Source organism: Frankia sp. CcMO1 (assembly GCF_977945845.1).
The window spans coordinates 1-25,000 of record NZ_CDWTMG010000007.1 but is presented as its reverse complement, the minus strand read 5'-3'; the positions used below and the strand labels follow the sequence as shown (position 1 = coordinate 25,000).

Below are 25,000 nucleotides of genomic sequence, written 5' to 3'. Positions count from 1 at the left end.
TAAGCACCGTGAGCACCGTGAGCACTGGGAGCACGGCCACCGCAGCGAGCACCGGGACCGCCCCGGGCGCCGGCGACGGCGGGGCGCCGCAGGCGCGGCGCGCCCTGTCGCTGCCGGGCACGATCAACCTGCGCGACGTCGGCGGCTACCCGACTGTGCACGGACGCTCCCTGCGCTGGCGCACGCTGCTGCGCTCGGGCACGCTACGCGGGCTCGACGGCCGTGGGCAGGCCATCCTCGCGCAGATCGGGCTGCGCACGGTCATCGACCTGCGCGAGGACACCGAGGTGGCGCACGATCCGGACCAGCTCGGCCGGCTCGCCGCGACGCATCGGCGGGTGCCCGTCTACACCCTGCCGGTCGACCGGCACCAGACGGCCGGCGATCTGCGTAGCCTCTACGACCACGTCGTCGATCATCGAGGGGACCGCCTCACCGCGGCCATGCTCGCGCTCGCCGCACCGGGGGCACTGCCCGCGATCGTGCACTGCAGCGCCGGCAAGGACCGCACCGGTCTGGTCATCGCTCTGGCGCTGGACCTCGCCGGGGTGCCAGCCGAGGTGATCGCGCAGGACTTCGCGCTGACCTCGTACTTCCTGCGGGACGAGGCTGCGGCGGCCGTCCAGCGGATCTCCGCCCTGATGTCCACCGATGGCGAGGAGCTGCCGGCCTCGCTGATGGCAAGCCCGCCCGACCTCATCCTGCACGCGCTGGGCCGTATCCACGCCCGGCACGGGGACACCCACACCTACCTGCTCGCGCACGGGGCGACGGCGCACGCGCTGGACCGCCTCGTCGAGGCCCTGCTCGTGCCGGCGGAGGCCTCCGACGCCGGGCCGGATTCCGGTCCGGCGACCGCGGGCTGAACCCCAGCCAGTGAGCCGCAGGCCCGGAGTCCCTCCCCCTCGGGCCTGCGGCTCACCCCAGGCGCCACCCCGTCCGCCCTGAACCCCGTCCGCCCTGAAGCCATCCCCTCCCGCTCCGAAGGACGTCCATGCCGATACTCTTGGACCCAACCGCGCACACGCCCACCCACAGCCTGATCCAGATCAGTGACACCCACATCGTCCGCGAGGGTGAGCTGATGCGCGGCAAGGTCGACACGTACGCCGCGCTCCGCACCGTGCTCGACCAGATCGAGGCGTCCACGCTGAAGATCGGTGCCCTGCTGCTCACCGGTGACCTCGCCGACCGCGGTGATCTGCTGGCCTACCAGCGGTTGCGTGACCTGGTCGAACCGGTGGCGGCGCGCTTGGGCACGCCCGTGCTCTACGGCGTCGGCAACCACGACTCGCGTGGCCCGTTCCGGGAGGGACTGCTCGGCGCGGAACCCACGGTGGAGGCTCACGACTACGTGCACTGGGTCGGTGACCTGCGGATCATCATGCTCGACACCACCGAACCGGGCGAGCACAGCGGCTTCCTGAGCACCGCCCAGCTGCGCTGGCTCGCCGACGAGCTGGCCACCGCGGCCCCCGACGGGACCATCCTCGCCCTGCATCACCCACCCGTGCCGTCCCCGCTCGCGATGGTGAACTCGCTCCTACTCGCCGAGCCGCAGAACCTCGCCGACGTGCTCGCCGGCAGCGACGCGAAGATCGTGCTGGCCGGTCACGCCCACCACGCGTCCGCGGGCGTGCTCAGCGGCGTTCCGGTCTGGGTGGCGGGTGCCACCGCCTACCGGCTACGCGCCCTCGGCCCAGCCGACCGGATAACCGGCCTGGTCGGGGGCGAGTACACCCGGATCGACGTCTACCCCGAGGGGGCCGTCGCCACCGCGGTACCGATCGCCACCACCGAGGTGGTCTACGACATGGCCCTCGACGAGGTCGTCCGGCTCGCGGCGGATTATCACTGACTCCGTCCGGCACCGACCCCCGTCCGGCACCGACCCTCGTCCAGTACGTCGGCCCTTCCCGCGCCTCCGGAAAGGATGTTTCCGAACCGTATTCGTCGAAATCGCCATCCCGGGGGCAGCCGGCACCACGATCCCCGCCGGTGCCGCAGTTTCCGCCGGTGCCGCACTCCCCGCCAACACCGCCTCCCCCGCCAACACCGCGTCACGCGTGCCGGTGCGGGCCGCCCGGCCATCGCTGGCCCGGCGGATGCTCGCTGCCACCCCGCCCTACCTGTACCTGCTGCCCGGAGTGGCCAGCCTGGTGCTATGGACCTACAAGCCGATCATCGAGGCCGTCCAGCTGTCCTTCTACCACTGGAACCTGCTGCCGAATTCGCCACGGACCTACGTCGCTCTGGACAATTACCGGCTGGTCCTCACCCTTCCGCAGCTCCGGGGCGCCGCGAAGAACACGCTGTGGTACATCCTCGGCCTGATTCCGTTCGCCATCGTTCTGCCCACCGCCATCGCGCTGGCCATCCGGGACCTGGGCGGTCGATCGCGCACCGTCTACCGGGCGCTGGTCTTTCTGCCGATACTGGTCGCGCCGGTCCCCGCCGCCGCGGTCTGGCGCTGGTTGCTGGACTCCAGAGGGGTGGTGAACCACACCCTCGGGTTCGGTGCCTACAGCTGGCTGCGGGAGGAGCGGACGGCGCTGATCGCCATCCTGGCGATCTGCGCGTGGCAGATCCTCGGCTTCGCCACCCTCGTCATCTCCGCCGGACTCACCGGCATCAGCAGTGATTACGCCGAGGCCGCCGAGATGGACGGAGCGTCGCGCTGGCAGGTCACCCGGTGGGTGACCCTGCCGATGCTGCGCTCGACTCTGCTGTTCATGCTGCTGATGACCGTGCTGCTGTCGGGGCAGTGGACGTTCCCGCTGCTCGACGTGCTCACCCAGGGCGGCCCCGCCGACTCCTCAACCAACATCTATTACCTGCTCTGGCAGTTCGGTTTCCGCAGCCTGGACTCCGGCCTGGCCTCCGCGGCGGGCATCGCGTTCTTCCTCGTCTTCGCGGCGGTGGCGGCGGTGCTGGTCAAACTGGCCGACCGGTACAGCTTCGCTGACAACTGACTCGGACCCTCGGCGACCGGATTTCTCGACGCGCCCCGGTCCCTCGATCCAAGGATGCGAACACGATGAGCAGCATGCGGATACCGCGGATACCCCACTGGCGGACCGCGGCCAGCCATCTGATGCTGGCCCTGCTGAGCCTGATCAACCTGTTCCCGGTGTACTGGATGTTCGCCACCTCCTTCCGCCGGCCAGACGACATCTTCGACCAGTCGCTCCTGCCCTGGCCGCTGAGCCTGGCGAACTACCGCTACGTCTTCGACAGTCTCGACATCGGCGTGCTACTCGCCAACACCTTCACGATCGCCGCCGTCACCGCCGCCGGCCAGCTCATGATGTCCCTGCTCGCCGCCTACGCCTTCGCCGCCTGGGAGTTCCGCGGCAGGACCCTGTTCTACCTGGCGTTCGTGGCCACCTGGCTGATCCCGTTCCAGGTAACGATGATCTCGAACTACCTGGTGCTGTCAAACCTGGGCCTGCTGAACACACTGGCCGGCGTCATCGTGCCGAACCTGTGCTCGGCGCTGGCGGTGCTCATGCTCCGCCAGCACATGCAGGCCTTCCCCCGGGAACTGCTCGACGCGGCCCGCATCGACGGGCGGGGATCGTGGTCCACATTGTGGACGGTCGTCGTGCCGAACCTGCGCCCGGCGCTGGCGTCGCTGTCGATCCTGCTGTTCATCACCGCCTGGAACGAGTACTTCTGGCCGGCGCTGGCGCTGCAGCGGGCGAACTCCGTCATCCAGCTGGGTATCCGCGGCTTCCTGACCCTCGAGGGCGACAACTGGGGCGCCCTGATGGCCGGGTCCGGCCTCGCCTGCCTGCCCGTCTTCGCCCTCTACCTGGTCCTGCAGCGCCAGGTCGTCGACGCGTTCGTGCGCTCCGGCCTGCGCTGACCGCGCTGCTCCCGCGGGCGATCGGCCACGCCACCCTCGCGGTGTGCCGCGCCGCCTACGAGTTCTGGGTCGACCAGGCCGACAGCCGGCCGGCCGAGTGACGGCGATCCGCGGACAGAATCCTCGGAGTGACCGCAGGTGTCGTCGACCCGCCTGACATGAGAAGCCCATCATGGCTGCGCGGTCGCGACCCGGTCCCGGCCGGCGTGCTTTGCCTGGTAGAGGGCCGCGCCGGCGCGGATGAGCAGGTCGCCATGCCCGGAATCGTCCGGGTTCAGCATCGCCACCCCCACGCTGACGGTGACCGGGAGCGGACCGTCGGCGGTAGCCACCGGGCTCGCCCCGATAGCCTGCCGAAGCCGCTCGGCGAGAACACTCGCCGTCGCAGCCGGGCAGCCCAGCACGGCCGCGAACTCCTCGCCACCGATACGGCCGACGATGTCCTGCGGACGCAACGTACCCTGCACGCGTCTAGCGACCTCGGCAAGAACCGTATCTCCCACAGCATGGCCATGACCGTCATTGACCTGCTTGAAATGATCAATATCGATCGTGAAGGCGGCCAGCGGCCGCGCAGTGTGCAGATGCCTGCGAGCCAGAGCATCGGCCTCGTCGAAGAAGTGACGCCGATTCGCCAACCCCGTCAGCGGATCACTCTCCGCGAGCCGCTGCGTCTCCTCGAACAGGTAGCCATTCTCACAGGCCGTCGCCGCCTGGCCCAGCACGGCATAAGCCAGACGAGCCTGCCTGGGGTTGTAGCCACCAGCGGCCCGCGAGGCGATCAGAACAACGACGGTGAGGGCCGGCCGGCACAGGGCCGGCACGGCCAGCCAACTGCCCACCGGGTACCGCTGGCCGGGGAGCACCTCCGGCAACGTCCGGTGCGGCCCGATCATCCCACCACCATGGAACGCCAGCAGCAGCGGGGAGGCCGGGAGCGGGACGACCATCGCCCCGACCGCCCGGCTATCCACCTGGCCGTAGACCGCCACGACCCGCAACGTTCCGCACGGCTCCCGGGCGAGCGCCCACGCCGCCTCGCACGGAAGCTGCGTGGCGGCCGCCGTCATGACGATCTCCGGGGGAGTCACCGCCCTGGTGGTCTCGACGACGACCCGGTGCATCGTCTCGGCCAGTTCCCGCCGCTGGCGCTCCGCCATCAGCAGCCTGCGCAACTCCGCCGCGTCGGCCTCGCGAAGCGAGATCAGTTCCCGGTCGTGCCCCGGCGCGGCGAGGAGCAAGGCATCCTGAATCTGGTTGGCGACCATGCCCGCCGTGGCCGTCAGCAGCGGCCCGGCATCCCGGCGCGGACAGGTGAGATCGAACAGGCCGAGCGTCTGCCCCGTCGCCGGATCACGCAGGGGAACACCGGCACAGGCGAACTCGCCGAGGGGCTCCGCGTAGTGCTCCTGACCGAACACGTGCGCCGGCCTGTGCTCCTCGAGAGCGGTGCCGATGCCGTTGGTGCCGACAAACCGCTCGGCGAAACTAAATCCGGGCACCAGCGATATACGGTCCAGCCGGCGTTCGAACGCGGCGTCGCCGGTGCACCGCACGAGCACCAGACCGTTCGCGTCGGTGACGATCGCGCTGACGGCCTGCCTGGCCAGGCGGTCGGCGAGCTGGCACAGGACCGGTTCGGCCGCGCGCACGACAGGTGCGTCGAGGTCCGACGCGGCGGGGAGGGGCTCGGGGCTGTCCGCGGCCACCGCCCACCGCCGCGACCGCATCCACGACTCGCGGATCGGATCCCGCACCCCACCGGGCTCGCTGGTCTCAGCTGAGATCCCAGCGGTGAAGAACCGCTCGCGCACCCGCTCGAGCGAGGCTCCCTCCCCACCGTTGAGGCGAACCCCCGAGGCCCGTCCGGCTCGCCGAGACGGTCTTGACCGATCCGGCGTGACGCACCTTCCCGCACCTTTAACCGTGTGACCTGGGGCAAGTATATGCCGCTGGGGCATGAGCTCAGAATCATAATCCGCTTAGCCCTGCTCGCCGGAGAGGGCAAAAATTGCAGAGAAAGCAATATCCAGTATTTTTCTCCCGAAAATCGGTCTTTCATGTGCTTGGTAGGCGGGGTGCGGTGCGGCCGCCTGCACGGTGTTAGGAGTCGAAATGAAATAACTTGCGCGTTTCGAACCCTCCACAGGCCTGTGACCTGCGATGATGCTCTCAATCACGTATTTGTTACTTCATTACGTCCCCTTAGTGACGTTGGGGCCGGCCTCCTCGATGACGCCCGCGCCCTCGTGCCCGCCGACGATCGGGAAGCGGGGCGGCAGGTCGCCGACGGCTGTCGGAGCCCCGGCGCCGAACAGGGCGGCCGGACAGGCGTGGCCGTCGTCACATCCGCCATGGGCGATGGCAATTTCGGCGCCGAAAGCATGCTACTTCCCGAAAAGGGAGGCGGTCTCAACCGGTCGGTGCGCCAGCTCTGGTAGAAGGGCTGCCCGCCGTCACCGTGATGATGATTCTGGGATGGCTACCCGTGGCCCGCAGGCTTCCGCACCCCCGACCGTCGAATCAATTACGTCCGAGGTAATGGGGGCTGGCGCCACCGGGCACGGCCGAGAAGATCGCCGCAATGACGGTGGTCGAGCGTGGCAACACGTGGTGTGTCCAATCGTTCGGCGAGCGCGATGAGGCTCGCATCGGTGCCACCGAGCGGGAGATCCCGATATCGACCGGCCAGTTCCCGCACTCGGGACCAGTCCGCATGCGTCAACGTCTCCACAATGAGCGCATCGTCGATGATCGACGTGTAAAGAGCCAGTTCCGCCGTAGCGCCCAGTTCCCGGTTGATAAGATAGGCGGCTTCCGCGATCACGAGAGGTGACCCGCCCCCTCGAGCTCCTCCAGAAGATGTGCGCACACCACATGGTGAGGATCGCTGCGGTCAGTGGCAGCGACGATCACTCCGGTGTCGACGAGGAGCACCCGGGTTCAGTCCCGGCCGAAGCCGTCCGCCAGAAGGTCGTCGATGCGTGCGGTGATGCCCTCGGCCGACGCACCCGCCCCCACGAACGCCAGCCTGCGACGTGACTGCGGCGCGGCCGGGGGAAGGTGGGCCGCGAGGTCCGCGATGACCTCGACGAGGCTCGCACCACGCCGCTCGGCCTCGGCGGTCAGGCGCCGGACCACCTCGTCAGGAAGATCAAGCGTGAGGCGCACGACGATGATTCTACGACCCTGAGAGACGAGTGGCCGGGGATCCGCTCCGGCCTGACGCACCGCCTCCGGCCATCCTGACCAGCGCCACCAAGGTGGCCGCGCCATGGGCCGGGGATGGGAACGGGGACGGACCCGGCCGGTCCGCGAGATCGGAGGGCTCCGTCAGACAGACGGGGTGATCATGTCGTCAGCGATCCACTCGATCCTGGCCCGCAACTCGGCCAGGGGGAGCCTCAGGTCGAGCACGTACGTCACGAGCTCGATGGGCGCGGGACCCCCGATCCGGCGCCGGATGACGTCGCCACGACCGCCGGGCTGGCCGTCGGCCCGCTCCGAGCCGGCGTAGACGAGCCGTCCCTGCCGGGCGCCGAGCCGGGCACAGTAGGCGATCATCTGGTGGTACACGTGCGCGGGCGCGCCCTGCCGGATCGCGAGCCGGTACTTCGCGTCGAGGACAACCGTCGGGATCATCCGCCCGTCCGGGCCCTCCGGCCGGTACAGCACGAGATCGGGGCGCATCTCCAGCGTCCGGTCCTCGTCGAGGTGGTGGGTGCGGTCCTGCAGGCGGACCTCACCGCCCCGACGGGTGAGGACCTCGTCGACGGCGTGGGTCACGAAGTCCTCGAAGACCTCCCACATCTTCACCACGAAGCCGTCCACCCGGAGCGTCTCCCCGTCTTCCCGTTCGAAGGAAGACGAGCGCAGAACCGTCTCGGCGAGCCGGAGCGCCGCATGGTAAGGCGCGTTCACCCGGGTTGGCGCCCAGTCCGGCGGCTTGACGGGGCCGTGCGCCGGCTCGGCCACACCGTCCAGGGCTGCGGCGATACGGCGCAGCTCCTGGGCGGTGGCCGGTGCCACCCCGGCCAGGGCGAGCAGCGAGCGGGTGGCGGCGAGCAGCAACCGGTTCTCGGCGATGTCGACGGTGCGCTCGTCATAGCGCACCTCGAGGGGGACCATCACCCCGGACCGTCGCCGGAGCTGCGCGGACTCGCGCAGCCGGCCGCGGAGGACGGGAAGCGCCGCATCCACCTGCCGATAGCCTCGCAGCACCCCGTGCGCGAGCGCCCGCGAGGCGGTTCGGGCGAACGCCACGGCGACCGCGGGCAGAAGATCCGGCTCCTCCGCCGCCTGAACCTCGTCCTCGAACCACCTGCCGCGATCCTGCGCGTAGCCAAGCAAAAACAGCAGACGGCGGATGGTGACCTTGGGGCGGATGCGAACCTCGAACGCCTCCTCGCCCGACCCGAGGCGCACGGTGCCGACCAAGGCGTTGTCCTTGACCTCGCAGGTACCGTCGGCACGCCGTTGCCGCACCTGCGCCACCTCGCTGGCATCGAGCGCATCGGCCTGACCCTGGCGCAGCTTCCGCCGCTGCCACCCGGCGCCCTCGGTCAGCTCCACCGGTGCAAGCATGATGGCATCAGCCTGCCCCGGGGCCGAGGGGCTGCCGCAGCGCCGGTAGACCGTACCGGGCGGCGAGATCGATGGTCTCGCCGACGTGGTGTTCGGCCAGCAGCGGCAGGATCTGATGTTCCCACACCCGCTCGAGGCCGTCGGCACTCTGGTGGACGCGGTCGCGCATCAGGTTAGGACGGGCCGACGCGGGCGTCCGGGTCGTCGATGCGGCGGTTCAGCTCGCCGAGCAGGCGGGCCGCCTCGTCGGGCAGGTCGCGTGCCGCGAGCCAACGGCGCAGCACGGACGCGGTCGGTTCGACGTCCGGATGGAGCCCGACGAAGGTGAACCGTCGGCGCAGCGCCTGGTCGAAGGCGGCGATCGAACGGTCCGCGCTGTTCATCGTGCCGATGATGAACAGGTTCTTCGGCAGTTGGAAGTCGCGCGTGTCCGCGGAGGCGTACTGGGTGGTGACGGCCTCCCCGCGGTATTCCAGCAGGAAGTACAGCTCACCGAAGATCCTGGCCAGGTCACCCCGGTTGATCTCATCGATGATCAGGAAGAACGCCTGGCGGGGATTGAGCTCGGCGGCGGTGGCGAGCCGGCGCAGCGGACCGTCCACGAGCTCGAAGGACATCCGGTTGGTGGTGGCCGCGTCACCGTCGCCACCCTTCACCTGCACCGGGCGGAAACCCTGGAAGAAGTCCTCGTACATATAGGACGGATGGAGCTGGACGAGGGTGACGTTCTCGCGCCGATCGTCGGCGAGATGCCAGGCCAGGTGCCGGGCGAGGTACGTCTTGCCGGTGCCGGGCGGGCCGTAGAAGATGAGCTGCGGCCGGTCCCGCAGAAGCTCGACGCACCTGCGCAACCAGTCCCGGCTGTAAAAGAGGCCGTCTGCGAACTCGTCCGTGACCTCGCGCAGATCGTCCCCGCCGAGGACCTGCCCGGCGAGGTCGGCGTCGGCGCTCTGGGGGACGGCCCCCGTCGTCGCGATCGATGTCACCGGCGCGGGCGCGGGCACCAGGGCGTCGAGGTCGGCGACGAAATCGGAAAGATCGACGATGCGCGCTTCCGCGTTGCCGAGCAGGACCGCCACCCGATCGGGCAGATCGAGGTAGTTCACCGGCTCGTCGGCGTTGCGCCAGTGGACCGGCCGTTGCAGGTCCGCGACGCCCCCGACGCTCGCGACGAACACCGGCGGTCCGAGGATCTCCCCGACGTAGTACTGGTCACGGTCGTTCACGACGACGAGGTCGTTCTCCCGCATCCGGCTCAGGAAGGCGTGGTACTCGCTGGTGAGCCGGCCGCGCCGGGCCGAGGTGAGCGAGGCGTGTTCGCGGTCGACCGCCCGGCGCACCTGTTCCCAGTCGACCCCGGGCCGCACCTCCAGCCGGTCACCGGGCAGGGAACAGACCTCGTCGGCCAGCCAGAGATCCCGCGCCAGCGAACGGCCACGCCGGTCCGCGCCGCGTACCAGCCAGGCCCGGCGAGGGATCCGCTCCGGCGCGATGGACTCGACGAGCATGCGGAGGTCGTCGAGCGGCAGCCGCAGCTCGCCGGCCGCCCGCCCCGCCGTCAGGTCGCCGACCTCGACCTCGAACCAGTCCAGCCAGTCGCGATACTCGTCCTCGGTGAAGAGGGCCTCGCGCGGCGGCCGGCCCGCCGGGTCGAGCACGCGCGACCAGCCCTCGGGGCGGAAGCCGCACAGATGGCGGACGAGGCCGTCGACCGTCAGATCCGCCACCGTCGAGAGGTCCGTGACGCTGACCCAGGTCTGCTCGGGCAGCACCGCGAGGACGTCGTCCACCAGGCCGAGGCTGCTCCGGTGTTCCCGCCAGTAAGCGTTGTGCTCCGTGACATCACGCCACCACGCGGCCTGGTCCGGGAACGCCCGCAACGCATCCCGGCCGATTCCGGTGGCCTGCCACCGGTGGTTACTCTCACTCAGATGACCGGCCCTGGCCAGGTAGACGCCGCCCTGCAGGGTGAGTTTCCTTGCGACGGCGGTCTGCGGGTCGTCACCTGATCCGCGCCGCCATCCGGGATCGGCGCCAGCATCGGGCGCACGCATCCGCACCCACAGCTCGTCCGGAGACGCCTCGCCGACCTCGGCCAAGATCCGCATAACCCGGTACAGCAGCCCGCCGATGATCTCTAGCTGATCCGCCATGCACCCGCCCCCGACGCGATCCACCCGCAGGATCTGATCGGGAGCAATTATTCATCAGGTCATCAGACAACGACGAAGCACTCATAACGAACGAAACTTTAACTACCCAAAGTGATCATTCTGGTGAGCCGGCCAGGCCGTCCGGAGAGGTATCGAGCCGTCCGCCTCCCGCTGCCGCCGTCCACACGCCTCGCGCACCGAGCGCCCGTCGCTCCCGGCGAGCCTGCCGGCAGCCGAAGATCGATGATGCCGTGCGCAGGCACATCGAGCGACAGGACAGGATAGGGCGCGAGCGTGAAGGCGCGCGAACCGATCTGTTTCGCGCGGCGCCGGCTCACGTGGACCGTGGAGAAATACGCCACCTGATTGCCGGAGGTGATTACAGGCGGCAATCCCGCCCGGCTCGCTTCTCTGCGCCGGGACGCCGTACAAGTGCCAGGCGCTTCTGAATACGGTACCGTTAGCCCGGTCACGAGAATGGCTCTCTTCTGCCCCGGGAGCGTCCATGGCTGTTCGCCGGCCTCCGGCCAGGTTGCCGCGGTGACTCCGGCCGAGTTCCGTGGCCTCGAAACCGCCCCGGAACGGCCCGACGCAGGTGGTGGGCCGGTCCCGGAACAGTCGCGGGTCACCGAGATCGACAGAAAGCTCGACCTGCTGGACCGCGCCGCCTCCCCGGGCGACCCACCCGAGCCCCGCCATCAGGACCAACCGGCCGGCCGGGACACTCCCAGCCGGAACACCTCCAGCATCGACGCCAAGCTGGACCTTCTCGACAGGGCGGCGCTCGCCCGTTCCGGCGGCGGCGCGGCTACGCCAGCGGACACCACCGGCGACCGGCCGTCCGAGATCCGCCCGCCCACCGAGCCCGGGAACAGCGACCGGGCTCGGATCGAGGCCAAGCTGGCGCTGCTGGACGACGCGGCCCGCCGCTACCGCCCCGAGCCCCAGGACGCCCCCGCCCCCAGTCGGGAGCGATGGGCCGTCCGCGAGGCACCGCGGACTCTGCCGGACGACCATCCGCTCCTCACCCCGACGGACACCATCAACACCCCCGAACGCGCCGCCTTCCGGGAGAATCTGGCGAAGGAGGTGATCGGCGATGCCAAGCCGCCAGAGCAGGGCAGTCCCGCCCTCGACCTCATGGGCGGCGGCGGAGCCTCCGGCAAGGGCTTCGTGCTCAGGAACCTCGTGGCTGATGGACACGTTCGGACCGACAATGCCGTGCGCCTCGATCCCGATGGCATCAAAGAACTCATTCCGGAGTTCGGTGCCATCGCTCAGGCCGGGGATTCCCGAGCCGCTGATGTCGTCCACGAGGAGAGCAGTACGCTGGCAAAGACGGTGCTCGGTGAGGCCATGAACCGCCGACTCAACATCATCTACGACAGCAACCTAGGTAATCCGGATAAGACCATGAAGCTGATCGATGACGCGCACGAGAAAGGATATGAAGTACGCCTGTTCGGAGTGAGCGCAGACCCAGAGCTCGCGGTCGAACGCGCCGCCGCCCGCGGCGAGCAGTCCGGGCGATACGTTCCTATCGATCACCAGTTGAAGGCGCACCGCGGCTTCTCTCAGGGCTTCGAAAGCTATGCAGAAAAAGCCGACAGTGCCTTCCTCTTCGATACAAACAGCGAACCCAGACAGATCGCCGTAAAGGAGCTTGACGGAGAACTTGAGATTCTCGACCCAGCAGCCTACCAAAGCTTTCAGGCGAAGTCGAGGATCAATCCAGAGGCTACGGGACCGGCGACACTCTACGGCAGAAATATAGATTTAAAAAACTAGGAATTAAATCCGCAAAAGAACGCAATAATACCCCAACAAATTACCGTCGCAACCCTGTCGAGATAGGAGAAAAATGATGCCCGAAGAAGAAATCAGCGAAAAAGCCGCTAAGGAAACCGACGAGGAGTTCGAAGCTCGCCGAAAGAAAGAGTTCAACAAGGGAATGAGAAACGCCCGAACCTTTTCCACGGAGGCGCTGGCGAAAGCAAAAGAAGACGAACGAAAGGAAGATGAAGAAAGGCGGAAGCGCATCTTCGGCGACAAGAATCCCACTCTGTATGTCGATCGCTATACCGACCTGTGAGGCTTCGCGGCTGATCCTGGCGGCCCGACAGAGTCGTCGGGATCGGGTGGAGTCAGATCGGCGCTGAGATCGTACGCAGAGATCCGGGGACGGCTACCAGATGGCGTACTGGTCGCCCGGAGCAGGCTCCGTGCCTTGTGCGCGCCGAAGGCGGCGAGGGTGGCCGGGAGTGGCCGAGTGGCGGCGGCCGAGGCCGGCCGGCGGAGCCAGTGGGCTGACGTAGGCGAGCCCATCGGCCTCCGCGGCGGCCATCGCGTCGTAGATCGCGAGGATGCGGGCCTTCGTCCGCTCGAACCGCTCCGGATCGTTGTTCCGGAAGGCCCGGAAGCTGTCCAGGATGTAGCCGACGTCATCCCGGTCAACGCCGTAGAGGTGGAAGTAGGCGGCATCCAGCTCCGCCCGCAGCTCGAACCGGCGTTCCTCGTCCCAGACGAACGGCGGCCCGGCATCACCCAGGTCCTCGGCGAAGGGCCGCATGTCCCAGGCGGTGTACGTCAGCTCCAGCACCCGCGCCTCGATCCACCGCGCCGGCGCATCCCCCGCCAGCCACCCCACCGGCTCGTCATACCGCTCCGGCGGCAGCACGGGGAGTTGTTTGACGTAGCCGTAGGTCAGGTGAGTACCCGCGACCTTCTGCCGAGTGACGTAGTCGAGTACGAATGACGTGAGATTGGCGAAGAGCAGGGGAAGACGCTCCGATACGCTGTAAAGCAAGGGCATGGTATGCCCGATTGCCACGAGCGGAAAGATGCTGGCGATCAAGGTCCGTTCGTCGGAGGCGCGGGCGATGTCGCGCCAGCCGAGCAGCCAGCCGCGGTCCCACCGCTCGCCGAGCTTCTTCTCGGCCTTCTCCTCGGCGACCCAGTAGCGCGGCAGCGTGACGAAGTCCGGGTCGGCGTGCTGCTTGGGCGTCGTCCGGGGCAGGGTTCCCATGTTCGCCTGAGCTTGGGTCTGCCCCTCGTACGTTCCCAACCGATAGTCAAAATGGTGGACCATCTTCGCCTCGATCAGCGGGAGCATGTACTCGGCGTCCTCGCCCGACCCTCGCGTGAAGACGTTACCGACAAGATGCCAGCCGGCCTTCTCCAGATCCTTACGGGTGTGGAAATATTTGGAATCGTTGGCCATGTGCAGCATGGATTTGAACGAGATATTCCACGGGTTCGACGGCGGCGCATCCTGCCAGAGGACCGGTACGCGGCGATAGATGTCCAGGGTGATGCGGGCGTCTCGCGGGGACCGGAAGATCGAGACGGTCCTGGTGTTCGGGTTGAGGAGACGGATCTCGGCCGGTGTCATGGTGAACAGGCGGTCGGCCACGTCGACCATCCGCCGTGATCCGAAGGCGAACGGCACCCGGTCGGCTCCGGCCTGACGCCCGGCGAGAGTGAGAAGGCAGAACCGGACTCGGTGGTCCACCGCGCGGCTGAGTAGGAACTCCTCGTTCTCGAACTCCACCAGCCCGGCGAGCGACTCCTTCTCGACGACGTCCTGGAAGAACGGCGCGGTCGTGGCGTCGGTGGCGATGCCGGTGGGCAGCACCAGGCCGGCACGACCGTGCGGGCCGAGGATGGTCCGGGCCGTCTCGGCGAAGACAGCGTAGGTGTTGACGTCGCCGCGGCCGGTGAGCGGGTAGCGGCCCGAGTCCCGCAGCAGTTGCGACCAGCCGGCGGACTCCCGCAGGTGATCCTGGAAGTCGGCGTACAGGGCACGGTCGGAGGCGAACTCGCTCTCCTTCAGCGCGTCGATCAGGTGCTGCCGGGCCGCCTTGTTCGGGGCCTTGGCGATCTTCTCGTCCCGGTGCGCGAAGAACTCCTTCTCCTGGAGCTTCACCCGCTCCCACGGCGGGTTACCCAGGACGCAGGAGAAGCCGCCGCGCCAGCCGGTGCCCGGGTTCGCGTCGGGAGCGTCGGGAGCGTCCGGATCGTCCGGATCGTCCGGATCGTCATCCGTGCGGAAGACGTCCGGGAACTCCAGATGCCAATGGAAGAAACGGTACCGGTCCGTGATGTCGTCCAGGAGCTTCGCCAGCTCCGGTGACAACTCCTTCGAACCAGCCATCAGCGGATACAGGAGCTGATTCGTGATCGCCGGTGGCCCACCCTCGTGCTTCGGCCAGACGAACGCGGCGCACCAGGCGTTGGCGGCCAGCAGGTGGAGGCGGCGCTCGGGCATGGCCTTCAGGGCTTCGTACCGCCGCGCCTGCTCACGGACATCCGACAGGGACAGTGCACGCAGATCGATGATCTCACGCAGCTCCTGCCGACCGCGCAGGTTGGCGAAGTGACTGATGTCGGCGGATTTCCGCGCCTCCAGGAAGACCGCACCGTGGTTGTCGGCCAGCAGTGCCCTGACCCGGCTGGCATCATCGTCGCCGAACGTCTTGAAGGCGGCGTCGGGGATTCCCCCGTCCAGCAGCATCGGGGTCACGCCGAGCAGGGCGTTGCCGACCTTGATGTGATGGTCGAGGTAGGCGAGCGGGCGGTTCGGCTCGACAGACGCCAGCCACAGCGAGAACTTGGTGATCTCGACCGCCAGCGGGTTGATGTCGACCCCGTAGACGCACCGCGCGACGACCTCGGGCAGGATCTTCACGATCTCCGCCCGGGACGGTTCGTCGTCTCCCCGGTCCATGATCGCGTATCTGCGGGCGATCCGGTGCGCGGCGGCGGCGAGGAAGTGCCCGGAGCCGCAGGCCGGGTCCACCACGGTGATCCGCAGGAGATCCGCGGGAATGCCGGAGGCCGCGTACCGGTCGATCACGGGGTCCAGCGCGGTCCTCAGCAGCGAGTCGATGAGCGCGTTCGGGGTGAAATACGAGCCGGTGGTCTTGCGTTCGTTGCCCGGCGCGTCGACGAGACGGAACCGCCGGGCCGGCAAATCCGGGTCCGGCACCAGTTCCAGCAGCGACTCGTAGACGCTGCCGAGCTCCGCACCGCCCAGCTGGGCGAAGTCGACCCGCTGCCGGCGGCCCCGGTCATCCGTGACATGGCTGAGCAGTTTCACCGCGGCGAGCAGCCGCCGGTTGGGAAGTTCGAGCCGGCGCAGCTCGTCGGGACGGGCGTCGCGGTCGTCCGCACCGGTCTCGCGGTCTTTCGGGCCGGACTCGCCGGACTCGCCGGACCGGCCCCGCTCGGTCGCCGAGCCGCCCGTGAAGTACAGCCCGCCGAGGGCCGGCAGGGCAAGCTCGGGCCGACCGCCGTCGCTGCCCAGGGCCTCCAGCACCAGGACGAGCCCGCGCCACAGGTCACCATGCTGATCACCACGCCGCCGGGAGGCGATGCGGCGCAGCCGCGCGGTGGAGAAGTAGGAGGCGTACCGCCGCCGGCCCTCGATGATCTGATCCGTGAGGCGCTTGCGGTCGGCCCGCTGCCGCGGCGTCTCGTCCGGTTTCTCCTCGGGAGGCCGGGGATGCAGCACGTCCCGGTCCTCGATGACGAACAGGAAGACCAGCTGGTACACGAGCCGGAGCAGTTCGTGGCGGAACTCGTCGGGAGTCAGCCCGCCGTGCTGGCGGCCGGCCGCCAGCATCGCGCGCAGCCCGGGGTTGGCCTCCAGGAAACCGGTGCCCAGCTCCGCCATGGCCCGCACGACGTTGTCCCGCAGCTTGTCCCCGGCGACGATGCCCGCGGCCGCCGCATAGGTGTGCCAGCGTTCCAGCCAGCAGTCCGCCGGGTTCGTCGGCGCCGCGGCCACCCGATCGGGCGCCTCGAACCGCGAGGCGTGCGCGAAGGCGAAGAGCACCTCGAAATCGGAGTACAGCTCGCCGTCGAAAATGGCTTCGAGATCGAACTCCAGGTAGGAGTGGCCGACCAGGGCCGCCGACTCCCGCAGGATCCGCAGCTTCCGGCCGTTGGAAAGGATCCCCCACAGCCGGTCGTCGTGCCGGTTGAGGAACGCCTGCATCATGCGCTGCGGGGCCCGGTCGCTCTTCGCCGGCCCCAGCCGCTGGTCCAGATCGCGGTTCCAGGCGGCGAGGTGGACGGGAACGTGCCGCCACTCGTGGCTGATGGCATCGTCCTCGCCGAGGTGGCGCACGTGCGCGACGCGGCCGTAGCCCAACTCGCCCAACAGGACCTGCAACCACAGCTCACGGGTCAGCGTGGTCCCCGTCCTCCCCGTCCTCCCCGTCCTCCCCGTCGTCCGCGGGCCCGCCGCCGCGCCCACCGCCCCACCCGCGGTCGCCGACCGCTCCTCGGCGGCGAGCCTCGCGCGGAAGGTGCGGTACGCCCCGAGCAGGTACGCCCAGTGGCGGCTGGCCGCGTCGCCGAGCCGTTCCCCGGCCGCCAGGTGATAGTCCTCGGCGCGCGTGCCGGCGAGTTCCGGGTCGGCGTCCCTGACCCGCCGCACCAGGTCCCGGGTGAACAGGCTGCCTTCGAGGCTGACGGAGAGGAGCTCGACGTCCCCGATTCTCAGTGTCATGAGCCGGCCCCGGCCGGCAGGTAGACGTAGACCCCGAGGACGTCGGCCCGGTCGTGCGGGGTGACGGTGAGCCCGCGGCGGCGGCGCAGCCCGGCGACCTCCCGGGCCCGCAGGTGGGCCTCGCGCAGCGCCTCGGCGAGCCGCTCGCCCTGTGCGTCCAGCTCAGGCGCGACGTCGGCGAGCTCGGTGATGGCGCGTTCCGCCTGCCGGCGAACGAACTCGGGCAGGGCGTTCTCCGGGTCGACGGCGAACAGCCGGTCGATGTCGGGCGGCGTCAGCCACTCGCGGTTCTCCCCGCGGCCACGGTAGCCGACCAGGCGCGCGTCCTCGGCCACGGTGTCGACGGTCTTCGCCGCGCCGGGCAGCGTCAGATGGAACCGGTAACGCACGAGGAGCACCACCGTGCGCGTGGCCACCGCGGAGGTGCGGAACACCCCGCAGCGCGCCCCCGGCGGGCGCCGCACCGCACCACCCGCCGGGTCCGCGGGAGCGCCCGCCCCCGCGGGCCCGGGATCATCCACCGGGGCGATCACCCCGGTCCGGTCGTCCAGCGCCTCCTCCAGCACCGCGCGGGCGAGCCCCGTGACCGCCGGGTCGGTCCGCACCAGGGCCCGATGGCCGGGCGGAACCGGCAGGTCGTCGTGCAGAACCAGCCGGCCCGCGCCGCCCGGCGACACGCGCAGGGCGTCGGTGTAGAGGGGGTCCAGCCCGGTCACGTCGGCGACGAGACCGTCCGAGGTCTCCGTCGGAACCACCTTCACGCCCAGCTCGTCGAGGGTGTTCAGGACGAACCGGCGGACGTCGGCCTGGCTGCCGAGGGCTTCCCGCACGTCGTCCAGCACGCCCTGCACCTCGTCCAGGTCGACTCCGCTGTGGGCGTACTTCGTCAGCGTCCGGGACTCCCGCTTGGCGGCGCTGTGCCACTCGTCGGTCACCTCGTCGTCGGTCCGGACGACGTCGAGATCGAGGGTGAGCTGCTCGCCGTCCTTGCGGCGCAGGACCAGCCCTTCAAGCATGGCGATGAGCAGGCTCTCGGCGTTGTCGGGAACCGGGACCGTCACCCCGGTGTCGCGGGCGATCCGGCGGTGCTTGCGCAGCAGGACGTCCAGCACGAGACCGTCGATGCCGTTGTCCGCGCCGTACAGGGTGACCGCGCGGACGTACGACTTCCGCTGGCCGAACCGGTCGACCCGGCCCTCGCGCTGCTCATGGCGGGTCGGATTCCAGGCCAGATCGTAATGGATCACCGCCTGGAAGCTCTCCTGGAGGTTGATGCCCTCGGACAGACAGTCGGTAGCGACGAGAATGTGCCGGCCCGGGGTGGCGGTGAGCCTCTCGATGCGGGCGGCCCGCGCCGCGTGGGGCAGCTCGCCGGTGACGGTCTCGACCGTCGCCTTCTTCCCGAACGTCGCCGTGAGATGCCTGCCGATGTATTCCGCCGTCGGGAGGTAGCGGCAGAACACGATCGGGTCGTACCCGTCGGCCTGCAGACCCTTGATCTCTTTGATCAACGTCGTCAGCTTGGCGTCGTGTTCCTTCCCTGCCAGCTCCAGCTCCTTGGCCCGACCGGCCAGCCTCGCGAGTGTCGCCCGCGCCCCGGCGGAGAGGGTGTCGTCGAGCGCGCCGGGGCGACGTCCAGCCCGTCGATCGCCTCGGCCTCGATCAGGTCGTAGGTGCCGGGGCGGCCCAGCGCGTCCGCCTCGGCCGCCGATCCGGCGGCGGCGGTGACCGACCGCGCGGTGAAGGTCGCCGCCGCCGCAGCCGGCGAGGACGCCACCGATCGCAGCAGGGCCAGCGCCGACCACCACCGCACCCGGCGGGTCCGCTCCCCGTCGGGATTCGTGACCGTCTCCCGGGCGAAGGCGAGCACCTCGTCGTGGAACCCGGAGTAGGCCGCGCTCATCCGGTACCCCACGTCGCGGTACTGGCGATCCTCCGGGAAGGGGGTGTCCTGCCCTTGATAGCGGCGGATATCGCGGCGGCGGCGCTGCACGAAGTGCCGGGCGAGCTCCTCCCGGCCACGCACGGTGTCCAGATCGAGCAGCGCGAGCCGCGGGCTGAGCAGGCTCAGCAGATCCCGGAACGCGTCCTGCTTACCGGAGTGGGGCGTGGCGGTGACCAGCAGGAGGTGGCGGGGGCGGCCCTGTTTCGTGGGACGGTCGGCGATGCCGCGCAGCAGGTCGTAGCGCTGCTGGACGCGCTGCCGGCCGCCGGGACGCAGGTGTGCGCCTCGTCGACGATCACCAGGTCCGGGCAGGACCGCGCGAACAGCGTCCGGCGCTCATCCGTCTTGATGAAGTCCGTCGAGACGATCGTGAACGGGAAGTGTTCGAAGATGGATACTCCGCCCGCCCGGCGCTCCAGGCCGGCGACCGTGGACGTCAGGACCAGCTCGGCCTCGATGGCGAACTTGTCGGCCAGCTCCGCCCGCCACTGTTCGGCGAGCGCGGGTGGGCAGAGCACCGTCAGCCCGGTGGCGTCCCCCTGCACCAGCAGCTCCTTGGCGATGAGAGCCGCCTCCACCGTCTTGCCGATCCCGACGTCGTCGCCGATGAGCAGGCGGACCGGGTCCTGGCGCAGCGCGAGGAGCAGCGGGACGAGCTGGTATTGCCGGGGGGGTGACCGCGACGGCGGCGAGCGAGCGCAGCGGGCCGGCGCTCGCGGTGAAGCCGAGCCGCAACCCGGTGGCCAGGATGGAGATGGAACGGTGGTCGCCGGCCGCCGCCGGATCCGGCGGCGGGAAACCCACGGACGTCGCCTCGTCCCGGAACAGCCCGGTGACGTACTCCTCGTCCCCACCGAGCGGCCGCACGACGAGGAAATTCGGGTCGTCGCCGGGCAGGACCACCCATTCGCGCCCGCGGGCCTTCACCAGCGACCCCGGCTCGAAGTCGCGGGTCGGGGTGGCGCCGGTCGGGGTGGCGCCGGTCGGGGTGGGGTGGCGCGGCGTCGAGACGGCCGCCATCAGCCGCGCCGCCCGCGGCCGAACACGTTCGGGTAGTGCGCCACGATCTTCCCCCACTCCGCGTCATACCGGAACCGGACGACCAGCCACCCCAGGTCGGCCAGCCGGTCCTCGGCGTCGGCGTCCCGCGCGGCCGCGTCGGCGGCGTCATGGTGCGGACCGTCGACGAACACGGCCACCGCCCCCGACGGCAGCCGGTAGACGAAGTCCGGCCGCGCCGCCGCGTCCGATACAAGCATTTGCGTCGCGTCAGGTAACCGATAACCCTCTTCGCGGAGGAATGTTACAAGTTGCCGCTCCAACCCCGACCCCGCCCGCTCGCGCAACGCCTCGGCGTGCCCCTCCGCGCCGCCCGCGTGGCCGTGCCGTGGCTCGGTACGGGCCGCCATCAGGGCACGAAGGGGCTCGACCGCGGCATGTCGATCGATGACGGTATGGTCGGACTGATTGCCATAGGAGAGCAGGCAGTCGTAGCAGCCCCGTTCGCAGCGATCCCGGGCGCCCGGCGCCCGGTCGGTGTCCTCCCCGGTCTTCGGATCGAAATGGACGATGCGCAGCGCCTCCTCCGCCACCGCCGCCAGCGCCTCCGGCTCGTCATGCAGGCGGCGCAGCACGCCCGCGCCGCCCTCCGCGCTCTCGACGAAGAGCATCCGGCCCCGGCCGTCCGGGTCGGGCAGCCGCTGGGGCTCCAGCTCCGCGTCCTCGAGCTGGAACAGCGCCTCGATGCCGCGTTCGAGCGCGTACCGCACCGAGGTCGCCACCTCGTCGGAGACCGGCCGGGCGAGCCGGACGACGGCGATGTTGCGCCGGTCCTCCACGTACGGGATGATTTTGCGGGCCCGCGGGTCGTCGGCGAACTCGTCGAGACCGGACTCCTCCTCCGTGAGATCCCCGGCCCGGAGCTCGCCGGCCCGTCTCTCATTCAGCCACCGGCCGTTGACGGTGTCGAGCCAGTAGCCGACGTCGTTCTTGTCCGCCCGCCGCCGCAGGCCCTGGTTGATGATCCGGATCGTCGCGGTATCGCCGTAGACGAACTCGGCGAGGTCCTCCCCATCCGGGCCGCGCACGTCTGCGGCGAGCCGTCCCGGCCGGACCCCGTGCCGGCTGAACCGGAAGGTGGTGAGCAGGTCGAAACCGGCCCGGCGGCGCTCCTCCTCGTCGGAGGAGATCCGTCGGCGATGGGTGGTGGTCACCGTCTGCAGGTGCATGAGCCCGGCCCGGCCGCCGCCCAGCACCGCGCCACACTCCTCGCACCGGTTCACGGCCGCGTCGCGATGATGCCAGTAGCCGCAGGACTCGCACAGCCGTGCCTCGATCGTCGCCACCGATCCGGGGACGCCGTGCTCCGAGCCGGGGACCTGGACGCTGGTGACCTGGTACCGCCCACCCTCGTGATAGATCAGCGCACCCGGGCCGGACTCGCCGACCGCGATGAACCGGGGCCGTTGGATGTAGGACCCGTCGCCCCGCCGGCTGCCGGGAATGTAGGCGGCCAACGGCATCCGGGGGAAGGAATAACCCGGTAGGAAACCCTCGGAGGCGAAGTAGCGGTAGGAGTAGAAATCACTGAAGAGCTGCTGGTCGGGGGAGTCGTTGGTGAGCAGGTGCAGGCGCTGCTCGGCCTCGTACCGACGTCGGCGCGCGGCCGCCCGTGCCTTCGACTGGGTGGACCGGTCGAGCACCCGGCGGTTCTGCTCCCGCTGGTAGGCGATCGCCTGCCGGTACATCGCCCGCCACCGGTCGCACGCTCCGTCGAACGCGAGGAACGCCCCGTTCACGACGTCGGGTATCCACCGGTCATACCACCAGGGGCTGTTCTTCATCTCCTCGGCGAGCACCGCCTCGGCCCGCCGCACCGTGCGGGCCCGCACGGCGGGGCCGTCCAGGTGAGCGGCGAGATCCTCCCGGATCGGCAGTGGCAGCTCGCCGCGTGGGCCCTCGGCGGTATCGAGGACGTCGGTGAGGCCGCGGTGCAGGCTCGCGCCGCTCTCGGCGAGCCAGATGGCATGCACGTGCGAACGGACCAGATCCTCGTTCGCGAGGTCGAGCCGGGGCAGGGTCACGCGACCGGCGACCATCAGCTTCGACCGGCGGAAGTAGTACTGGTCGTGCGCGCTGCCGGTGGAACAGTAGGTCGTCACGAGCGCCGGCTGGCCGCTGCGCCCGGCCCGGCCCGAACGCTGCGCGTAGTTGGCCGGGGTCGGGGGGACGTTGCGCATCATGACGGCGTTGAGGTCCGCGATGTCGACGCCGAGCTCCATCGTCGGCGAGCAGTAGAGCAGGGGCAGCCCGCCCTCGGCCGGGTCGCCCCCGCGGCGGAACGTCTCCTCCCGGTCCTGCCGCTGCTGGGCCCGGACCTGGGCGGTGTGCTCGCGGGCGACAATGCCGGCGAGCTCCGCGGCGGCGTGCGAGTACAGATCGCGGAAGAACGGGTTGACCCGTGCGCCGACGGTGTCGTCGACCACGCGGCGCAGCGGGTCCTCCGCGCCACGTCGACCGCTCCCGGCCCGCCAGATGAGCGCCGACGCCTTCACCCGGTAGCCCGCCGGGCCCCGTTGAGCCCGCGCGTAAGCCCGCGCGCCGCCGCGGGCCGGCCCGGTGACCATCACCTGCCCGATCAGGCCATGGCGCTCCAGCACCGTGAACAGGTCGTGGATCACGGCCTCGGCGTCGTCCGTCCGGATCCGGCCACGGTGGCGCGGGCACTCGTGCGGTCGGCGCAGGTAGCGGCCGAACGCACCACGACCGGTGACGTGTATGGCGTCCCGCGTGCCTCCCCGGCCGCCCGGGAACGGGTAGGCGGTGCGTTCGAGCACCCGCGGCTCGTCCCCCGACACCGCCCAGACCCCGCGGAGCAGATGGTCGGCTGTCTGGACGATGCGCTCGTGGCCAGGCTGGGTGAGGGCGTCGACGTCGACGGCGAGCGCCCGGCGCATCTCGTCCAGCAGGATGCGGGCGAGCAGCGCCCGGTGCTCGGGATCGTCGTCGCGCAGCAGGGCATGGGTTGTCGCCCACGACGCCTGGTGCTGAGCGATCTCGTCCAGGTCCACGTAGTCGAAGGTGATGAGGCCGGTCTGCTCGAGGTTCGGCATGGTCACCCGCCAACCTCGTTCGAGGTCGGCGTAGACGCGGTACCCGATCGCCGCCCGCAGCGCCCGCAGCACGTTGTCGCGCTGGCTGAACACCGGCTCCTCGATCGCGGAGAACGACCGCATCGGCAGGTCCAGCGCATCGGTGACACGCTCGGCAACCGAGTCGAACCGCAGGCCGGCGGGGCCCGCCGCGCGCGCGGCCCGGTACAGCGCGCCGCGTAGCTGGGTGACCTGCACGAAGTCGTTGAGATGCCCGGCCTGCAGGCTCGCGTCCTGGCGGTTATCGACGAAGGTGAGCAGCTTCTTGGCCCGGGAGTCCAACGCCTTCTGGCGCCGCAGGTTACGCACGATGCTGGTGCTGACCAACGACACGGCCGAGCTGCGCCCTCGGCGGCGAACGAGGCCAGCTTGGCGAAGTCCTGGGCCCGCAGCTGCTCGTACGAGACCCGGCAGCGCAGGCAGAACCGGAACGGCGCCGGGATGAACCAGGCCGTCATCGGCTCGGACGCCACGGAACCAGACGCCACCGAACCGGACGCCGCGGAACCGGACGCCACCGAACCAGACATGTCACGAAGGAACACGGCGCGCTCGCCGTCCGTCTCGACCTCGCTGCCGTCCGCCGTCACCCGGACCCGGCGCGGCACCTGATCGGCGAGTCTTGGCAGGACGAACGAGTGCCCGTGCTCGTCAGCGTCGAACCAGGTGTCCGGAAAACGCCCTTCGGCAATGGGATCGGTAGGCCAGGGATGATCCTCGCTCACATAGAGATAGCCGAGATCGGCTTCACTTTCAACCGCGACCGACTCCCGGCGGGCGGTATAGGAGTCGGAATGAAATAACTTGCGCGTTTCGAACCCTCCACAGGCCTGTGACCTGCGATGATGCTCTCGATCACGTATTTGTTACTTCATTACGTCCCCATAGCGGCGAGGGGTGTCCCTGCTGCGCGCGACGACGAGATATTCCTGGCCACATTCACGACAGAAGGCCAGCGGCAGCAGTACCTTGTCCCGCGATCCGGGCACACTCACCTGGTATTGACTGGTAATATACCGGACCATCGTCGGTTCCAGGCTGACGTGGACCGTGTCCCCCTTGGAGAGGAACTGGTGCAGGCGAAAGGCGAACAACGGTCTGCCGTGCTCCGGATGACGCACCGCCGCGCCCTCGACGAGCATGGCCTGAATGGCGCCGGCACAGGTTTCCACCGGGAGATCCGTCCGCTCGGCGAGCTTCTCGGCGGCAGCGGCCAGGGTCGTCGAGTCCTCCCGCACCAGCCGGTCTCCGGGACCGAGAGCCAGACCGAAGGTGTCCTCGACCCAGATCGCCAGCGGATCGCCCGCGAGCCGCGCAAAGGGCTGGGGCCGGCCCCCGCTCGGCGGTGGCGCGCCGGTTGGGTCGAGCGGTACCTGCTCACCGACCCGCACCGGCGGCTCGGCATCGATGACCCGGGCCCGCAACTCCACGTCACTGACCGGTCGCCACGCCGTCGCGCGTTCGAGCGTCTCACCGATGACCCGGTCGGGCCGAACCTCCGCGCCGAACAACCGACCCGCCACGACGGCGACCTCGCGGCGCATCTCCTCGAAGGACGCCTTTCTCGACATGGTGGCCGAGGTACCGACACACTGCATGTCCGGTGCTTCGCACGCGTCCCGTACCCGTCGGGTGAGCAGTGCGACGTCAGCACCCTGACGGCCGCGGTAGGTATGTAGTTCGTCGAGGACGAGGAAACGAAGGCCGGCGGCTGCCCCGATCAGAGCCTGGCGCTCGTGCGGCCGGGTGAGGATATACTCGAGCATCACGTAGTTCGTCAGCAGT

19 protein-coding genes are annotated in these 25,000 nt (G+C 69.7%); 7 read left to right on the top strand and 12 right to left on the bottom strand.

Annotated elements, in window-relative coordinates:
• Positions 1–17: 17 nt before the first annotated feature.
• From AC08OU_RS02205 to AC08OU_RS02190, 4 genes are all read left to right on the top strand, one after another.
• The gene (locus tag AC08OU_RS02205) at positions 18–866 is read left to right on the top strand and encodes a tyrosine-protein phosphatase (RefSeq protein WP_476604215.1); all 849 of its coding nucleotides are present in this window, start codon (positions 18–20) and stop codon (positions 864–866) included.
• 128 nt (positions 867–994) lie between these two features.
• Complete coding sequence (locus AC08OU_RS02200; RefSeq protein ID WP_476600220.1) at positions 995–1,858, top strand: metallophosphoesterase; 864 nt, start codon at positions 995–997, stop codon at positions 1,856–1,858.
• 208 nt (positions 1,859–2,066) lie between these two features.
• Positions 2,067–2,972: a carbohydrate ABC transporter permease gene (locus tag AC08OU_RS02195; protein WP_476600218.1), complete on the top strand. Its 906-nt coding sequence runs from the start codon at positions 2,067–2,069 to the stop codon at positions 2,970–2,972.
• A gap of 65 nt (positions 2,973–3,037) precedes the next feature.
• Positions 3,038–3,868, top strand: coding sequence for a carbohydrate ABC transporter permease (locus AC08OU_RS02190; protein ID WP_476600216.1), 831 nt, complete (start codon positions 3,038–3,040; stop codon positions 3,866–3,868).
• A 170-nt stretch (positions 3,869–4,038) separates the two neighbouring features.
• Here the strand turns inward: AC08OU_RS02190 and AC08OU_RS02185 are convergent, their stop codons facing one another.
• The 6 genes from AC08OU_RS02185 to AC08OU_RS02160 form a co-directional block, all read right to left on the bottom strand.
• Positions 4,039–5,682, bottom strand: a complete 1,644-nt coding sequence (locus AC08OU_RS02185; protein ID WP_476604214.1) for a GGDEF domain-containing protein — start codon at positions 5,680–5,682, stop codon at positions 4,039–4,041.
• A gap of 713 nt (positions 5,683–6,395) precedes the next feature.
• Positions 6,396–6,695, bottom strand: a complete 300-nt coding sequence (locus tag AC08OU_RS02180) for a PIN domain-containing protein (protein ID WP_462203094.1) — start codon at positions 6,693–6,695, stop codon at positions 6,396–6,398.
• A gap of 116 nt (positions 6,696–6,811) precedes the next feature.
• The gene (locus AC08OU_RS02175; RefSeq protein WP_462203093.1) at positions 6,812–7,039 is read right to left on the bottom strand and encodes a hypothetical protein; all 228 of its coding nucleotides are present in this window, start codon (positions 7,037–7,039) and stop codon (positions 6,812–6,814) included.
• A gap of 162 nt (positions 7,040–7,201) precedes the next feature.
• Entirely contained in the window at positions 7,202–8,452 is a 1,251-nt protein-coding gene (locus AC08OU_RS02170; RefSeq protein WP_476604213.1) for an McrC family protein, read from the bottom strand.
• Positions 8,453–8,459: 7 nt separating this feature from the next.
• A complete protein-coding gene (locus AC08OU_RS02165) occupies positions 8,460–8,621 on the bottom strand; it encodes a hypothetical protein (RefSeq protein ID WP_476604212.1) in 162 nt (53 codons plus the stop codon).
• A gap of 4 nt (positions 8,622–8,625) precedes the next feature.
• Positions 8,626–10,605, bottom strand: a complete 1,980-nt coding sequence (locus tag AC08OU_RS02160; protein ID WP_476602050.1) for an McrB family protein — start codon at positions 10,603–10,605, stop codon at positions 8,626–8,628.
• A 375-nt stretch (positions 10,606–10,980) separates the two neighbouring features.
• Between AC08OU_RS02160 and AC08OU_RS02155 the strand changes: the two genes are divergently transcribed.
• A complete protein-coding gene (locus tag AC08OU_RS02155) occupies positions 10,981–12,393 on the top strand; it encodes a zeta toxin family protein (protein WP_476602052.1) in 1,413 nt (470 codons plus the stop codon).
• Positions 12,394–12,469: 76 nt separating this feature from the next.
• Positions 12,470–12,697 (top strand): hypothetical protein, encoded by a 228-nt coding sequence (locus AC08OU_RS02150; protein ID WP_476604211.1) that lies wholly within the window; start codon positions 12,470–12,472, stop codon positions 12,695–12,697.
• A 93-nt stretch (positions 12,698–12,790) separates the two neighbouring features.
• On the opposite strand, the gene AC08OU_RS02145 is transcribed toward AC08OU_RS02150, so the two are convergent.
• The 5 genes from AC08OU_RS02145 to AC08OU_RS02125 all read right to left on the bottom strand — a co-directional run bounded on the left by AC08OU_RS02145 (position 12,791) and on the right by AC08OU_RS02125 (position 23,548).
• Positions 12,791–17,119 (bottom strand): Eco57I restriction-modification methylase domain-containing protein, encoded by a 4,329-nt coding sequence (locus AC08OU_RS02145; RefSeq protein WP_476604210.1) that lies wholly within the window; start codon positions 17,117–17,119, stop codon positions 12,791–12,793.
• On the bottom strand, positions 17,116–18,630 hold the full coding sequence (locus AC08OU_RS02140) for a C-terminal helicase domain-containing protein (protein WP_476604209.1): 1,515 nt from the start codon (positions 18,628–18,630) through the stop codon (positions 17,116–17,118). The genes AC08OU_RS02145 and AC08OU_RS02140 overlap by 4 nt, the downstream gene beginning before the upstream one ends.
• A gap of 5 nt (positions 18,631–18,635) precedes the next feature.
• On the bottom strand, positions 18,636–19,145 hold the full coding sequence (locus AC08OU_RS02135) for a hypothetical protein (RefSeq protein WP_476604208.1): 510 nt from the start codon (positions 19,143–19,145) through the stop codon (positions 18,636–18,638).
• 41 nt (positions 19,146–19,186) lie between these two features.
• Positions 19,187–19,918, bottom strand: a complete 732-nt coding sequence (locus AC08OU_RS02130; protein ID WP_476601845.1) for an SNF2-related protein — start codon at positions 19,916–19,918, stop codon at positions 19,187–19,189.
• 165 nt (positions 19,919–20,083) lie between these two features.
• Positions 20,084–23,548, bottom strand: coding sequence for a helicase-related protein (locus tag AC08OU_RS02125; protein WP_476601844.1), 3,465 nt, complete (start codon positions 23,546–23,548; stop codon positions 20,084–20,086).
• A 36-nt stretch (positions 23,549–23,584) separates the two neighbouring features.
• Between AC08OU_RS02125 and AC08OU_RS02120 the strand changes: the two genes are divergently transcribed.
• The gene (locus AC08OU_RS02120; RefSeq protein WP_476601843.1) at positions 23,585–23,827 is read left to right on the top strand and encodes a hypothetical protein; all 243 of its coding nucleotides are present in this window, start codon (positions 23,585–23,587) and stop codon (positions 23,825–23,827) included.
• 254 nt (positions 23,828–24,081) lie between these two features.
• Here the strand turns inward: AC08OU_RS02120 and AC08OU_RS02115 are convergent.
• The coding region (locus AC08OU_RS02115) for a DEAD/DEAH box helicase (protein WP_476604207.1) at positions 24,082–25,000 on the bottom strand (919 nt) is incomplete at its 5' end.

Bases quoted from the DNA above. Each gene is read 5' to 3' on its own strand.
- AC08OU_RS02200 (WP_476600220.1), top strand. From the start codon at position 995: ATGCCGATACTCTTGGACCCAACCGCGCACACGCCCACCCACAGCCTG.
- AC08OU_RS02190 (WP_476600216.1), top strand. From the start codon at position 3,038: ATGAGCAGCATGCGGATACCGCGGATACCCCACTGGCGGACCGCGGCC.
- AC08OU_RS02170 (WP_476604213.1), bottom strand. From the start codon at position 8,452: ATGCTTGCACCGGTGGAGCTGACCGAGGGCGCCGGGTGGCAGCGGCGG.
- AC08OU_RS02165 (WP_476604212.1), bottom strand. From the start codon at position 8,621: ATGCGCGACCGCGTCCACCAGAGTGCCGACGGCCTCGAGCGGGTGTGG.
- AC08OU_RS02160 (WP_476602050.1), bottom strand. From the start codon at position 10,605: ATGGCGGATCAGCTAGAGATCATCGGCGGGCTGCTGTACCGGGTTATG.
- AC08OU_RS02150 (WP_476604211.1), top strand. From the start codon at position 12,470: ATGCCCGAAGAAGAAATCAGCGAAAAAGCCGCTAAGGAAACCGACGAG.
- AC08OU_RS02145 (WP_476604210.1), bottom strand. From the start codon at position 17,119: ATGACACTGAGAATCGGGGACGTCGAGCTCCTCTCCGTCAGCCTCGAA.